The organism is Stenotrophomonas sp. SMYL86 (assembly GCF_036320025.1).
Classification (GTDB): Bacteria; Pseudomonadota; Gammaproteobacteria; order Xanthomonadales; family Xanthomonadaceae; genus Stenotrophomonas; species Stenotrophomonas maltophilia_A.
In genome coordinates this window covers 158,611-172,679 of record NZ_JAWIRU010000005.1, presented here as the reverse complement: position 1 = coordinate 172,679, position 14,069 = coordinate 158,611, and the positions used below count along the sequence as shown (strand labels likewise).

The 14,069-nt window shown below is 68.1% G+C and carries 12 protein-coding genes; 10 read left to right on the top strand and 2 right to left on the bottom strand.

Annotated features, from left to right (window positions below):
* Nucleotides 1-2: 2 nt before the first annotated feature.
* A complete protein-coding gene (locus V3B64_RS08265; RefSeq protein WP_329913931.1) occupies nt 3-1,319 on the bottom strand; it encodes a hypothetical protein in 1,317 nt (438 codons plus the stop codon).
* Between the two features lie 76 nt (nt 1,320-1,395).
* Here V3B64_RS08265 and V3B64_RS08260 point away from each other — a divergent pair, with 76 nt between their 5' ends.
* From V3B64_RS08260 to rnfB, 9 genes are all read left to right on the top strand, one after another.
* A complete protein-coding gene (locus V3B64_RS08260) occupies nt 1,396-2,079 on the top strand; it encodes a DUF502 domain-containing protein (protein WP_054172268.1) in 684 nt (227 codons plus the stop codon).
* A complete protein-coding gene (locus V3B64_RS08255) occupies nt 2,076-2,861 on the top strand; it encodes a queuosine precursor transporter (protein WP_329913930.1) in 786 nt (261 codons plus the stop codon). Before V3B64_RS08260 ends, V3B64_RS08255 begins: the two co-directional genes overlap by 4 nt.
* A gap of 94 nt (nt 2,862-2,955) precedes the next feature.
* Complete coding sequence (locus tag V3B64_RS08250; protein WP_071228705.1) at nt 2,956-4,896, top strand: DUF885 family protein; 1,941 nt, start codon at nt 2,956-2,958, stop codon at nt 4,894-4,896.
* A 16-nt stretch (nt 4,897-4,912) separates the two neighbouring features.
* The gene (locus V3B64_RS08245; protein WP_329913929.1) at nt 4,913-5,983 is read left to right on the top strand and encodes a serine hydrolase domain-containing protein; all 1,071 of its coding nucleotides are present in this window, start codon (nt 4,913-4,915) and stop codon (nt 5,981-5,983) included.
* Nucleotides 5,980-6,384: a VOC family protein gene (locus tag V3B64_RS08240; RefSeq protein ID WP_329913928.1), complete on the top strand. Its 405-nt coding sequence runs from the start codon at nt 5,980-5,982 to the stop codon at nt 6,382-6,384. The genes V3B64_RS08245 and V3B64_RS08240 overlap by 4 nt, the downstream gene beginning before the upstream one ends.
* A gap of 381 nt (nt 6,385-6,765) precedes the next feature.
* The gene (locus V3B64_RS08235) at nt 6,766-7,209 is read left to right on the top strand and encodes a DUF2147 domain-containing protein (protein ID WP_032130402.1); all 444 of its coding nucleotides are present in this window, start codon (nt 6,766-6,768) and stop codon (nt 7,207-7,209) included.
* Nucleotides 7,210-7,310: 101 nt separating this feature from the next.
* Nucleotides 7,311-9,398, top strand: a complete 2,088-nt coding sequence (metG, locus tag V3B64_RS08230) for a methionine--tRNA ligase (protein WP_329913927.1) — start codon at nt 7,311-7,313, stop codon at nt 9,396-9,398.
* Nucleotides 9,399-9,474: 76 nt separating this feature from the next.
* A complete protein-coding gene (locus tag V3B64_RS08225; protein WP_049463206.1) occupies nt 9,475-10,065 on the top strand; it encodes an HAD family hydrolase in 591 nt (196 codons plus the stop codon).
* A 25-nt stretch (nt 10,066-10,090) separates the two neighbouring features.
* Nucleotides 10,091-10,504, top strand: a complete 414-nt coding sequence (gene rnfB / locus V3B64_RS08220) for an Rnf electron transport complex subunit RnfB (protein ID WP_080291848.1) — start codon at nt 10,091-10,093, stop codon at nt 10,502-10,504.
* A gap of 151 nt (nt 10,505-10,655) precedes the next feature.
* Here rnfB and V3B64_RS08215 read toward each other — a convergent pair whose 3' ends face one another.
* Nucleotides 10,656-11,003: a RidA family protein gene (locus V3B64_RS08215; protein WP_005410556.1), complete on the bottom strand. Its 348-nt coding sequence runs from the start codon at nt 11,001-11,003 to the stop codon at nt 10,656-10,658.
* Nucleotides 11,004-11,195: 192 nt separating this feature from the next.
* On the opposite strand from V3B64_RS08215, the gene mprF reads away from it, so the two are divergent.
* The gene (gene mprF, locus V3B64_RS08210; RefSeq protein ID WP_329913926.1) at nt 11,196-13,760 is read left to right on the top strand and encodes a bifunctional lysylphosphatidylglycerol flippase/synthetase MprF; all 2,565 of its coding nucleotides are present in this window, start codon (nt 11,196-11,198) and stop codon (nt 13,758-13,760) included.
* The last annotated feature ends 309 nt before the right edge of the window (nt 13,761-14,069 follow it).

The following is a 14,069-nucleotide window of genomic DNA, read 5'->3' as shown; positions in this document are numbered from 1 at the left end:
CATCAGTCGCGTCCCGCAGCAGTCGAAGCCGATTCCTTCTGCAACGGCACCGACAGCCACGGGTTCTCTTCAGCGCTGCGCGCTGGAGAGCGACGCGGCACCTGCAGGTGGCGGCCGTCGGCCGACAGCTGCGGCGCCCGCACCGGCGAGCGGAACTGCACCGGCAGCCGCTGCAGTGCGTCCACCGGATCATCCGTCTGCTGCCGCAGCCAACGCTGCGCCCCCAGCAGCCGCACCATCGCCGCGGCATCCTGTGGCCGTGACGAATAGGCAGGATAGATCGGCGCGGCGATATCGGTCAGCACGCAGCCCATGACGTTCGACAGGCAGCCGAAGTCATGCTGCGGTGGCGCCGGCACTGGCAACGGGCGATCCGCTTCCAGCGCCGATGTGGCTGCCGCGCCACAGGCCCAGCCAAGATTGCCGGCCGCGCGGGCCAGGGTGCTGCTGCGATCCAGCACCAGCACGCCGCCGAACTCCCGCGCCGATGTCTCGATCGCCGCCCGGCTCATCGCGTACTCACCCTGCATGGCACGGCACAGGCTCTGTTCCTCGGCCCGCAGCGGCTGCATGGCCTGTTCGCACTCCGCCGGCAAGGGGTGGTCGGCCGGCAGTTCGACCAGCATGTCGGCCAGCAGCTGGGCATTGGCCTGCACCAGGCTGGCACCGATGATGCTCTCGACCAGATAGCTGCTGCCGGGCAACAGCCGCCGGCCCAGTTGCAAGCCACGGCAGGCACCTCGCAGGGCACCGTCGATATCGCCCTGCACGTACGCCAGCGCGCGTGCACTGGTGGCGTCCATCACCACGCCATAGGTCGGCAACGGAACCAGAACGCCCTCGCCCTTCGGCGGGAACGGCGACATGAAGTAGTCCGCTTCGGCCAGCTGATCCAGCCGCGCATGCAACTGCTGGTGGCCGGCGTGGGCCTCCACGAAGCGTTGCGGGTCCGCGCGGACCTGGGCGAGGCAGCCGCTGGCGGCCGGCCCGCAACTGGCACCGGGCCGCGAGCGCAGCTCGGCATGGTTGGCCACCAGGTGTGTCTGGGCGCCGCTGCTGCCCCGCAGGTCGGCCTCCCAACGGCGCACGTCCTCGGCCAACGCCTGCTCGCGCTGGCCGGCATCCAGATCGTCGAACGGCAGCGTCCACAACAGGGCATAACCGTTGCGCCCGCTCGCCGGCAGCCGCGCTTCCAGCCGTTGCTGCGCCTGCAACCGCGATTCCGGCACCGGCCACATGCGTGAGGCGCACCACACCACGATGGTCAACAGCAGCAGGCCCGCCAGGGTCCAGCCCAGTCCGCGCAGAATCTTCAACACAGCTTCCCTTCCATGGCTCGTTGCCGCAGTCGATCCACCAGCGTAATCGACCGACAGTGACCGCTACAATGCGCACATGTCGCTCGAAGCCCCCGCCCTGGTCCCCCGCCCCTCCCTGCAGCGCCTGTTCCTGACCGGCCTGCTCACCCTGCTGCCGATCTGGCTGACCTGGGTCGTGGTCAAGTTCGTGTTCGTGCTGCTGTCGGGCATTTCCAGCCCCTTGGTGGTACCGCTGTCCGAGCAGATCGCGACAAGCTTCCCGCACTACCTCGGCTGGGTCCGCGCCGAATGGATCCAGGACACCATCGCCCTGCTGGCCACCCTGCTGGTGATCCTGGCGGTGGGCGTGGCCAGCCGCCGCGTGCTCGGTCAGCGCCTGCTGCGCTGGGTGGGCGCGGTCATCAAGCGCATTCCGCTGGCCAGCATCATCTACGACAGCGCCAAGAAGCTGCTGGACATGCTGCAGACCGAGCCGGGCAGCACCCAGCGCGTGGTGCTGATCGACTTCCCGCACCGCGACATGAAATCGGTCGGCCTGGTCACCCGCGTGATCAAGGAACACGGCACCGACCGTGAGCTGGCCGCGGTGTATGTGCCAACCACGCCGAACCCGACCTCGGGCTACCTGGAAATCGTGCCGGTGGAACTGCTGACGCCGACCGACTGGACCGTCGACCAGGCCATGAGCTTCATCATTTCCGGCGGTGCCGTGGCGCCGTCCAGCGTGCCGTTCACCCGTGCCGGCGAACGCACCGAATGACCCCGGCGCCGATCGAGCGCCCGCTGCAGGACCGCGCGGTCCTGCTGTTCATCGTGCTGGCCGCGTTCTTCTGCGGCAATGCGGTGCTGGCCGAGCTGATCGGGGTGAAGATCTTCGCGCTGGAAGACACCCTGGGCATCGCTCCGCTGAACTGGAACCTGTTCGGCCAGACCGGCTCGCTCAGCTTCACCGCCGGCACCCTGTTGTGGCCGGTCGTGTTCATCATGACCGACACCATCAACGAGTTCTTCGGCAAGCGCGGCGTGCGCTTCATCTCGTGGCTGGCGGTGGTGCTGATCGGCTACGGCTTCCTGTTCGCCTTCGCGGCCATTTCGCTGGCGCCGGCCAGCTGGTGGGTCACGTCGATGGATGGCCACGGCGTGCCCGACTACCAGGCGGCATTCGCAGCGGTGTTCGGCCAGGGCATGTGGACCATCGCCGGCTCGCTGGTGGCCTTCCTGCTCGGCCAGCTGATCGACGTGGCGGTGTTCCATCGCATCCGCCAGGCCACCGGAGAACGCCACGTGTGGCTGCGTGCGACCGGGTCCACCGCGATCTCGCAGGTGGTGGACAGCTTCGTGGTGATCTGGATCGCCTTCGTGCTCGGACCGCAGCACTGGCCGACCTCGCTGTTCCTGGCCGTCAGCAGCGTCAACTACATCTACAAGATGGGCTTTGCGATCGCCCTGATTCCGATGCTGTACCTGATGCGGCGTGCCATCACCCGCTATCTGGGTGCCGAGCGAGCCGCATCGTTGCGCGCCGCCGCTGCGGCTGACTGAAGCCCCAGCAGCAAAAAGCTGACTGCGCCTTCACGCTGGCCGTACGCGGCCGGATCGTGCAAGCTCCACGGTCTGTGTTCCACGGAAGCTCCTGATGCCGCATCCCACCCGCGCCCTGGCCGCCGCCATCGCCGCGTTGTTCCTGTTCAGCGCCGTGCCGTCGGCCGAAGCAGCGAAAAAGAAGGCCAGCCGCCCTGCCGCCGCGCAGACCCGCCAGGCCGCCAAGCCCAAGGCCCGGCCTGCCCGCGCTACCGCGCCGGCCCGTGGCAGTTCGGCGCGCCGCGCCACGCCGCGTCCGGTCGCACCGGCCCGCGCCGTACCCAAGCAGGTGCAGCTGGAGCGCCTGTATGACGAATACTGGGATGCCTCGATGCGGTTGAATCCGCTGCAGGCAACCTTCCAGGGCGAGGCCCGCTACAACGACCAGCTGCCCAACATCCTGTCCGCCGCGTGGCGCCAGCAATCGCACGACTTCACCACCGAGTGGCTGGGCAAGGTCGAGAAACTCGGCAGCGACGGCCTGCAGGGCCAGGACCTGCTCAGCTACGAGATCTTCGTGCGCGACGCGCGCGCTTCGCTGGCCGCCGAGCGCTACCCGAGCTGGATGATGCCGATCAGCCAGTACTACAACGTCGGCAGCATCATGGCGATCCTCGGTGCAGGTGCCGGCGCGCAGCCGTTCAACACCGTACAGGACTACGACACCTGGTCGCGCCGTTCGCTCGGCATTCCCGAGCTGTTCGACCAGGCCATCGACAACATGCGCCAGGGCATGAAGGCCGGCGTGGTGCAGCCACGCGACCTGATGGAAAAAGTGCTGCCGCAGCTGGATGCAGTGATCAAGCCGACCGCCGAAGAGAGCATCTTCTGGTCGCCGATCCGCACCATGCCGAACACCATCGCGGCCGAGGACAAGGCCCGCATCAGCGCCGAATACAAGCGCATGATCGAACTGCGCATCATGCCGGCCTATCGTGCCCTGCGCGGTTTCATCGCCACCGAATACCTGCCCGCCTCGCGCACCAGCAGCGGCCTGGGCGCACTGCCCGATGGCCAGGCCTGGTACGCCAACCTGATCGTGCAGACCACGGCCAGCGACCAGACCGCCGCGCAGCTGCACGCGCTGGGCGAACAGCGCGTGCAGGAACTGCAGGCGCAGATCGCCACGGTGATGAAGGACGCCAAGCTGCGCGGCACGCCGGCCAAGCTGCTGCGCAGCATGCGTAACGACCGCCAGTTCCAGTACGGCGACGCCAATGCGTTGATCAACCGCTATCGCCAGGTGCAGCAGCAGGTCAACGCACGCCTGCCGCAGGTGCTCGATACCCTGCCCAAGTCCACGCTGGACGTGCGCGCGGTGGAACCGGAGCGTGCACTGACCGCCGCAGCAGCGGCCTACCAGCCGTCTGCGGCCGGGCAACCGGGCGTGCTGTACGTGAACACCCGCGACCTGCCCAGCCGCAAGCGCTGGAACGTGCCGGTGCAGTACCTGCATGAAGCGATCCCCGGCCACCACGTGCAACTGGGCCTGCAGCAGGAGCTGGCCAAGCTGCCGCGCTTCCGCCGCCTGGGTGGCGATCTCGCCTTCGTCGAAGGCTGGGGCCTGTATGCCGAAACACTGGGTGAGAACCTGGGCATCTACACCGATCCCTACGACCGCATCGGCTACCTGTATTCGCGCCTGCTGCGCGCTGCCCGCGTGGTGGCCGACACCGGCGTGAACGCCCAGGGCTGGAGCAAGCAGCAGGCCGTGGCCTACCTGCAGAAGACCGTGGACATGAGCAGCGATGACGCCAACGCCGAAGTCGAGCGGATCATGGCCCAGCCCGGCCAGGCGCTGTCCAACGTGGCCGGCCTGACCACCATTGTCGCCCTGCGCGACAAGGCCAAGGCACGCCAGGGTGCCGCCTTCGACCTGCGCCGCTTCCACGCCGAACTGCTGAAGGATGGCTCGATGCCGCTGGACGTGCTGGACCGCAAGATGGAGCGCTGGATGGCGCAGCCGGCCAGCGCCACACCCGCGCCTTCACCCTGACCCCTCCGGAGCCGCCATGCGCCCTGCCGTCGTCCTGTTCGCCGCCGTGCTGGGCCTGCTGCCGCTGGCCACCTCCGCCGCACCGGTGCTGACCCCACCGGATGCGGGCATCGACGGCCTGATGCAGGCCTACGACGGCCAGGTGCCCGGCGCCGCTGTGCTGGTGCTGCATGACGGGCAACCGGTGTTCCGCCGCGGCTACGGCCTGGCGGTGCTGGAGGACGGCACCACGGTCACCGCGGCCAGCAACTTCCGGCTGGCCTCGGTCAGCAAGCAGTTCACCGCTGCGGCGGTGCTGCTGCTGGTGGAGGATGGCCGGCTTGGGCTCGACCAGCCGGCCCGGCAGTGGCTGCCCGAGTTGCCGCCGGCTGCAGCGGCCATCACGATCCGCCAGCTGCTCTCGCACACCAGCGGCCTGCTCGACTACGAAGACCTGATGGACCCGGCTGACACACGGCAGGTACACGATGCCGATGTGCTGGCCCTGCTGTCGCGCCAGGACCGGCTGAACTTCGCACCGGGCACGCAGTACCGCTACAGCAACAGCGGCTATGCACTGCTGGCAATGATCGTCGGCCGCGCCTCCGGCCAGGATTTCGCGAGCTTTCTGCAGCAGCGCATCTTCCGCCCGCTGGGCATGGCGCATACCGTGGCCCACCAGGACGGCGAGGACACGGTCGCTGCACGCGCCTATGGCTACAGCTGGATCGATGGCCGTTGGCAACGCACCGACCAGAGCACCACCAGCGCCGTGCTCGGCGATGGCGGCATCTATTCCTCGCTGGACGACCTGGCCCGCTGGGATGCGGCGCTGTATGACGACCACCTGCTGTCGAAAGCCTCGCGCCGCGCGATGTTCAGCCCGGCCACCGCAACACCCGAACCGGACGTGCCGCACTACGGCTTCGGCTGGCGCCTGAATGGCCCGGTGCAATGGCACAGCGGCGAGAGCATCGGCTTCCGCAACGTAATCGTGCGCCACCCGGAGAAGCACCTGACCGTGATCGTGCTGACCAACCGCAACGACCCCGAACCCTATCCGCTGGCGCTGAAGATCGCCCAGCGCTGGCTGGACACCCTGCAATGAGCCGCGATGCCGACGCCCTGCTGGGCATCCACCACGCCGCACTGATCTGCAGCGACTACGCACGCTCGAAGGACTTCTACGTGCGCATCCTCGGCCTGCGCGTGCTGGCCGAGAACCACCGTGCCGCGCGCGATTCCTGGAAGCTGGACCTGGCCCTGCCCGACGGTGGCCAGCTGGAACTGTTCTCCTTCCCCTCGCCGCCGCCCCGTCCCAGCCGCCCGGAAGCCCAGGGCCTGCGCCACCTCGCGTTCCGCGTCGTCCGGCTGGAACCCTTCATCCAGCGCCTGGCCGCGCATGGCGTGGTGTGCGAACCGATCCGCGTGGACGAATACACCGGCCGCCGCTTCACCTTCTTCGCCGACCCCGACGACCTGCCGCTGGAGCTGTACGAGATCGCGTGAGCGATTTTCAATCGCGGAGGCCCATCCACGCATGGCGTGGATCTACGTGTCGACCAAGGTCGACACCCACCAAGAGCAGGCCGTGGCATTCCAACAGATCGCGGAGACCTGTCGAAGGGGGGGGGGGGGGGGGGGGGGGGGGGGGGGGCGGCCCCCGCCCCCCCCCCCCCCCCCCCCGCCGCCCGCCCCCCCCCCCCCCCCCCCCCCCCCCCCCCCCACCCCGCCATCCCACGGATAGCCCGCTGTTGCTGTTGCAGTTGCTGTTGCCCCCGCAGGTGCAGGGCGCAGCCCTGCAAAGCCCCCCCTTCCCCATACCCCGCCGAATGGGTATACAGTCGACCCATACCGGCAGCGTGCCGGAATGAACCCTGGGAGGGGACCATGCGCAACACCTTCAAGACCCTGCTGCTGGCACTGCCGCTGTGCCTGGCCGCCCTGTCGGCACAGGCCGCCGACGGCGCCGCCGGCCGCTGGAAGACCATCGACGACAAAACCGGCAAGGTGAAGTCGATCGTCGAGATCAGCCAGGCCGCCAACGGCACGCTGACCGGCAAGGTGGTCGACATCCTGCACTCGGACAAGGGCCCGAACCCGGTCTGCGACGGCTGTGAAGGCGCCAACAAGAACAAGCCGGTGAAGGGCATGACCATTCTCTGGAACCTGAAGGCCGACGGCGCCAACAAGTGGTCCGGCGGCACCATCCTCGACCCGGCCAACGGCAAGACCTACAAGTCGAAGATGGAACTGCAGCCCGGCGGCACCAAGCTGGACGTGTCCGGCTGCATTGCCTTCATCTGCCGCGCGCAGACCTGGCAGCGCGAGTAAGCCCCCAGGCCCCGCTTCATCCCCGTGACCCGGCTTCGGCCGGGTCACGTCGTTGCGGGCATGCGATACTCTGCGGTTCCCCTCGGCTTCACCCCGCGACCATGACCCGTACCGCGCTCGTCACCACCGCCCTGCCCTACGCCAACGGCCCGCTGCATCTGGGCCACCTGGTCGGCTACATCCAGGCCGACATCTGGGTGCGTGCGCGGCGAATGAGTGGCGGCAAGGCCTGGTTCGTCTGCGCCGACGACACCCACGGCACGCCGATCATGCTGGCCGCGGAAAAGGCCGGGGTCACCCCGGAAACCTTCATCGCCAACATCCAGGCCAGTCACGAACGTGACTTCGCCGCCTTCGGCGTGGCCTTCGATCACTACGACTCGACCAATTCGGCGGCCAACAAGGCGCTGACCGAGCAGTTCTACCTGAAGCTGGAAGCGGCCGGCCACATCAGCCGCCGCTCGGTGGCGCAGTTCTACGACCCGGCCAAGGGCATGTTCCTGCCCGACCGCTACGTCAAGGGCATCTGCCCGAACTGCGGCAGCCCCGACCAGTACGGCGACAACTGCGAAGTCTGCGGCGCCACCTATGCGCCGACCGACCTGAAGGAGCCGCGTTCGGTCATCTCCGGTGCCACGCCGGAAATGCGCGATTCGGAGCACTTCTTCTTCGAGGTGGGCCACTTCGATGCATTCCTGCGCGAATGGCTGGCCGGCGATGTCGCCCTGCCGGGCGTGAAGGCCAAGCTGGGTGAGTGGCTCAATGCCGAAGGTGGCCTGCGCGCGTGGGACATCTCGCGCGACGCACCGTACTTCGGTTTCCAGATTCCCGGCCAGCCGGGCAAGTACTTCTACGTCTGGCTGGATGCTCCGATCGGCTACCTGTCCAGCTTCCAGACCCTGTGCGGCAGGATCGGCGAGGACTTCGAAGCGCACCTGCGCGCCGGTACCAGCACCGAGCTGCACCACTTCATCGGCAAGGACATCGTCAACTTCCACGGCCTGTTCTGGCCGGCGGTGCTGCATGGCACCGGCCACCGCGCGCCAACCCGCCTGCACGTCAACGGCTACCTGACCGTAGACGGCGCCAAGATGAGCAAATCGCGCGGCACCTTCGTGATGGCGCGTACCTTCCTCGACGCCGGCCTGGAGCCGGAAGCGCTGCGCTACTACTACGCCGCCAAGTCCGGCGGTGGCGTCGACGATCTCGACCTGAACCTGGGTGACTTCATCGCCCGCGTCAACGCCGACCTGGTCGGCAAGTTCGTCAACCTGGCCAGCCGCTGCGCCGGCTTCATCAGCAAGCGTTTCGACGGCCAGCTGGCCGCACAGCTGCCCGATGCGGCGCAGTACCAGCGCTTCGTCGACGGCCTGGCGCCGATCCGTGAAGCCTACGAGCGCAACGATCCGGCCGCGGCGATCCGCCTGACCATGACCCTGGCCGACGAAGCCAACCGCTACATCGACGACGTCAAACCGTGGGTGATCGCCAAGCAGGATGGCGCCGACGCGCAGCTGCAGGCCGTGTGCAGCCAGGGCCTGAACCTGTTCCGCGTGCTGGTCACCGCCTTGAAGCCGGTGCTGCCGGCCACCGCTGCGCAGGCCGAGGCCTTCCTGGCCGCGCCGGTGACCGACTGGACCGAACTGGCGCAGCCGCTGCTGGGCCATCGCATCACCGAGTACACCCCGCTGTTCACCCGTATCGACCCGAAGAAGATTGACGCCATGATCGACGCCTCCAAGGACACCCTGCAGCCGGCCGCCGCTGCCGCCCCCGCCGCCAGGACCGACGCCGCCAAGCCGGCCGCACCGGCACCGGCACCGGCCAAGGACGAAGCCAAGGGTGCCGATGCTCCGGCCTACATCGGCATCGACGATTTCGCCAAGCTCGACCTGCGCATCGGCAAGGTGCTGGTCTGCGAGTTCGTGGAAGGCTCGGACAAGCTGCTGCGCTTCGAACTGGATGCCGGCGAGCTGGGCAAGCGCCAGATCTTCTCCGGCATCCGCGCCAGCTACGGCGAGCCGGAGAAGCTGGTCGGCCGCAGTGTGGTGTTCATCGCCAACCTGGCCCCGCGCAAGATGCGCTTCGGCCTGAGCGAAGGCATGATCCTGTCGGCCGGTTTCGACGGCGGCGCGCTGGCGCTGCTGGACGCCGACAGCGGCGCGCAGCCGGGCATGCCGGTCCGCTGATGCCCGCAGCGGGCGTGGTTGCGGCCACGCCCGCCGGCAGCACCGGCCTCGGGGCAACGCGATGGGAGGCAACGGAATGGAACTGGCGCTGTTCGACTTCGACCACACCGTGACCACCTGCGATACCTATGGCCGTTTCCTGCGCCGCGTGGCCACCGCCGAACAGCTGGCGCAGGCGTGGTGGAAGGTCGGCCCGTGGCTGGCCGCATACAAGCTGAAACTGATCTCGGCCGAGCGCATCCGCGCGCGCGTCACCCGTTTGACCTTCAGCGACCGCCACAGCGATGACATCGCCACGCTGGCAGCCGGCTTCTCGCGTGAGTTCCTGCCCGACGTGGTGCGCCCGGAAATGCTGGAGCAGATCCGCTGGCACAAGGAACAGCAGCACACCGTGGTGATCGTGTCCGGCTCGCTGGACCTGTATCTTCGGCCGTGGTGCGAACAGCTGGGCCTGCAGTTGATCTGCAACCGGCTGGAGAGCCAGGACGGCCGTCTCACAGGTCGCTATGCCGGTGGCGACTGCGGCCCACGCAAGGTCGAGCACATCCGCCGCCAGTTCGATCTGTCACGCTACGTGCGCATCCATGCCTACGGTGACAGTTCCGAGGACAAGCCGATGCTGGCGCTGGCCCACGAGCGCTGGTTCCGTGGCAAACCCTTGAAGTAACCCCAACGCGCAGCCTTCGCCACGCATGAGCCTGATTCCTCCCCTGACCGAACGCCTCGACCGCCTGCTGCCGCAGACCCAATGCGGGCAATGCGGCTACGACGGCTGCCGCCCGTACGCGCAGGCCATGGCGCGCGGCGAGGCAGGCGTGGACCGCTGCCCGCCGGGCGGCGACGCTGGCGCGCGCGCACTGGCGCAGGTACTGGACGTACCCGCCATTCCGTTTGATCGTTCGCGCGGCGAGCACAAGGCGCCGCAGGTGGCATTGATCGTGGAAGCCGACTGCATCGGCTGCACCAAGTGCATCCAGGCCTGCCCGGTGGATGCCATCGTCGGTGGCGCCAAGTACATGCACACGGTCATTGCCGATCTGTGCACCGGTTGCGAGCTGTGCATTCCACCGTGCCCGGTGGACTGCATCGAGCTGGTGCCAACGTAGCCACCAGACCAACCGGCAGTGGAGCGGCGGGGTAGAGTCGACTGTTTGTCGACTGCTCTTCGTTCCGACGGCGCAAAACCCCGCGCTGCGCGCGATAGTCGACTAACCGTCGACTCTACCCTCCGCTGGTGGGACCTGACCTTGCCTGCCGTTACGGTACCGCCGCCGTCACTACGATCTCGACCTTCCAGTCAGCGTGGGCCAGCTTGGCCTCGACCGTGGCACGCGCCGGGGTCGCACCCTCGACCACCCACTCATCCCACGCCTTGTTCATGCCGTCGAAGTCAGCCATGTCGGCCAGGAACACCTCGGCGCGCAGCACGTGCTGGCGGTCACTGGCGACCAACGCCAGCAGCTTGTCGATTTCTGCCAGCACCTGCCGGGTCTGGCCGGTGATGTCCTGGCTGGTGTCTTCCGGAATCTGGCCGGAGAGATAGGCGACCTTGTTGTATACGGTCATTTCGGACATGCGCGGTCCGACGTCGTAACGCTCCATCATGGGCGTGGCTCCTGCGGTTGATCAGGCCTGCATTGTCCTCCAAACCGGTCGACGGTGGGTGCACGGGCATCCTCCGCGACACGTCACTACCGGACTCCGACGGTCCCACTGGTCAAATGACGATGACAGGCGCACGATGCGCCACGCCCGCGTTGACACCGCCCTCGCCCCTCCTGCCGCACCCTTGCGCCGATGACCGCCCCCGTCGATTCCACCACTGCCTCTTCCACGCCAACCTGGAAGCGGGTTGCCACCATCGTCATCCCCCTGCTGATCCTCGCCCTGGCCCTGCACGGCCTGGCCAACGAGTTCGACGAGCACGGCTATCGCGCCATCCGCCAGGCGTTCCGGCAGCTCAGCGGCACGCAGATCGCGCTCACCGTGGTACTCGGCCTGGCCAGTTACGCCTGCCTGATCGGTTTCGATGCCATCGGCCTGCGTCGCAGCGGCATCCGCGTGCACCCCGCGCGCATCGGCATCACCGCCTTCCTTGCGCACACGCTGGGCCAGACCGTGGGTTTTGCCGCGTTGACCGGCGGCGCGGTGCGCCTGCGTGGCTACCGCAGCGCCGGCCTGGACCTGGCGCAGATCGGCCAGGTGGTGCTGATGAGCACGCTCGGCTTCGTGTTCGGTGCATGGCTGCTGATCAGTGTGGCGCTGTGCATGGAACCGGCTGCCGCAGCCTTGGCACTGCCGCTGGATCCCAATGCGGTACGTATCGTCGGCATCGTCGCGTTGCTCGCCTACCTCGCCACGGTGCTGCTGGTCGGCCGCGATGGACGGCAGTTCAGCGTATTCGGTCATGCGTTGTGGCTGCCCGACCGCCGCACCATGATCGGTGTCACCGTGCTCAGCGTGATCGAACTGGTGCTGGCCAGTGCCGCGTTCTACGTGCTGCTGCCGGACTCCACGCCCACCGGTCTGCCAGGCTTCGTCGGGCTCTACCTGGTGGCAGTGCTGGCCGGCCTGGTCTCCACCGTGCCCGCGGGCCTGGGTGTGTTCGAGTGGAGCCTGCTGAAGCTGTTGCCGCAGGTGGCACCGGCAGCGGTGCTGGCGGCGGCGCTGATCTACCGCGTCACCTACTACGTACTGCCGCTGGTGCTGGCCACGCTCCTCGCGCTCGCGCCGGCACTGCGTCAGCCGCTGCAGGCTAGTGCCGGCGCAACCCGCGCCGGCTGGAACGCGCTGCGCCCGTGGCTGCCGCAGATCATCGCGCTGGCGGTGTTCAGCATCGGCGCCGCGCTGGTCATCGACGGCACGCTGCCGACGCCGCGCCGTCACCTGGTCAACGCCTCGCTGCCGATCCTGGAAACCTCGCACCTGATCGGCAGCCTCAGCGGGGTCGCGCTGCTGCTGATCGGCCAGGGCCTGGCCCGGCGCAGCCATGCGGCGTGGATGCTGGCGATGGTGGTGTGCGTGGTCACCCCGCTGCCGTTGTGGCTGCGTGGTGGCCAATGGCTGATCGCAGTTTCCGCAGTGCTGGTGGCGATGGCACTGTGGGCCGCACGCCGCGAGTTCTACCGCCAGGGTGCCCTGCTGGACGAAGCCTGGTCGTGGCCGTGGCTGCGCAATCTCGGCCTGGTGCTGGTTGCGGTCACCTGGCTGCTGTTCTTCACCTACAGTCATGTCGAATACCAGAACGAGCTGTGGTGGCAGTTCGCGGTGTCGGGCAATGCACCGCGCGCACTGCGTGCGTTGCTGGTGGTCGCCATCGCGCTGGTGATGTTCGGCCTGGCGCGGCTGCTGCACAGCACGCGCAGCCCGCTGCCAGCCGCCGACGAGGCCACGCTGCAATCACTGGCGCCGGTACTGGTCGGTGCCACCGATACCCAGGCCTGCCTGGTACTGACCGCCGACAAGGCGGTGCTGCGCGATGACGCGAAACAGGGCTTCGTGATGATGCAGCGCTACGGCGGTTCGCTGATCGCGATGGGCGATCCAGTCGGCCCGCCTGACGTGGCGCGCGCGTTGATCTGGCGCTTCCGCGAGGAAGCCGACCGGCTGGGCCTGCGCCCGGTGTTCTACCAGGTGGGCGAGACCTACTGGCAGACCTACCTCGACCTGGGCCTGGGCCTGGTCAAGCTGGGCGAGGAAGCGATGGTGCCGCTGCATGACTTCGGCCTGGAAGGCCGCGAACGCGCCGATCTGCGCCAGGCCTGGAACCGGGGCAAGCGCGGTGGCCTGTCATTCCGCGTGGCACCGGTGGAGGAAATTCCCAACCTGCTGCCGCGCCTGCACGCAATTTCCAACGCATGGCTGGAAGACAAGGCCGGCGATGAGAAGGGCTTCTCGCTGGGCAGCTACGACCCGGACTACCTGGTGCGCTTCCCGGTGGCGCTGGTCGAAGCCGAGGGCCAGATCGTGGCGTTCGCCAACCTGTGGCAGGCACCGGCTGGCGCCGAGCTGTCGGTTGACCTGATGCGCCACGTCAACGAAGCACCGAAGGGCACGATGGACTTCCTCTTCATCGAACTGTTCCTGTGGGGCCGCGCGCAGGGCTATGCGCGTTTCTCGCTGGGCATGGCACCGTTGTCCGGGCTGGCACAGCATCGGCTGGCCGGTCGCTGGAACCGACTGGCCGGTCTGCTGGCGCGGCACGGCGAACGCTTCTACGGGTTCAGTGGCCTGCGCCGCTTCAAATCGAAGTTCGATCCGCAGTGGCGGCCGCGCTATCTCGCCGCGCCCGGCGGCATGCATCTGCCGGCCGCGCTGCTGGATGCCACGCGCCTGATCTCGCTGGATCCGCGGCGGAATTGAAGCCGCGATCCGCCGGGCATGACCCGGCGCTACCTGCCACCCGGTAGGTGTCGACCTTGGTGGACACGCTCATTCCACGGCACCTTCAGCCCCGGCGCCGACCAAGGTCGGCGTCTACCAACAGCCGTCGGGCGTGGCTCGACGCTACATGCGCCTGGTAGGTGTCGACCTTGGTCGACACGCTCATCCCGCGGCGCCTTCAGCCCCAGCGCCGACCAAGATCGGCGTCTACCAACAGCCGTCGAGCGTGGCTCGACGCTACATGCGCCTGGTAGGTGTCGACCTTGGTCGACACGCCCATCCCGCAGC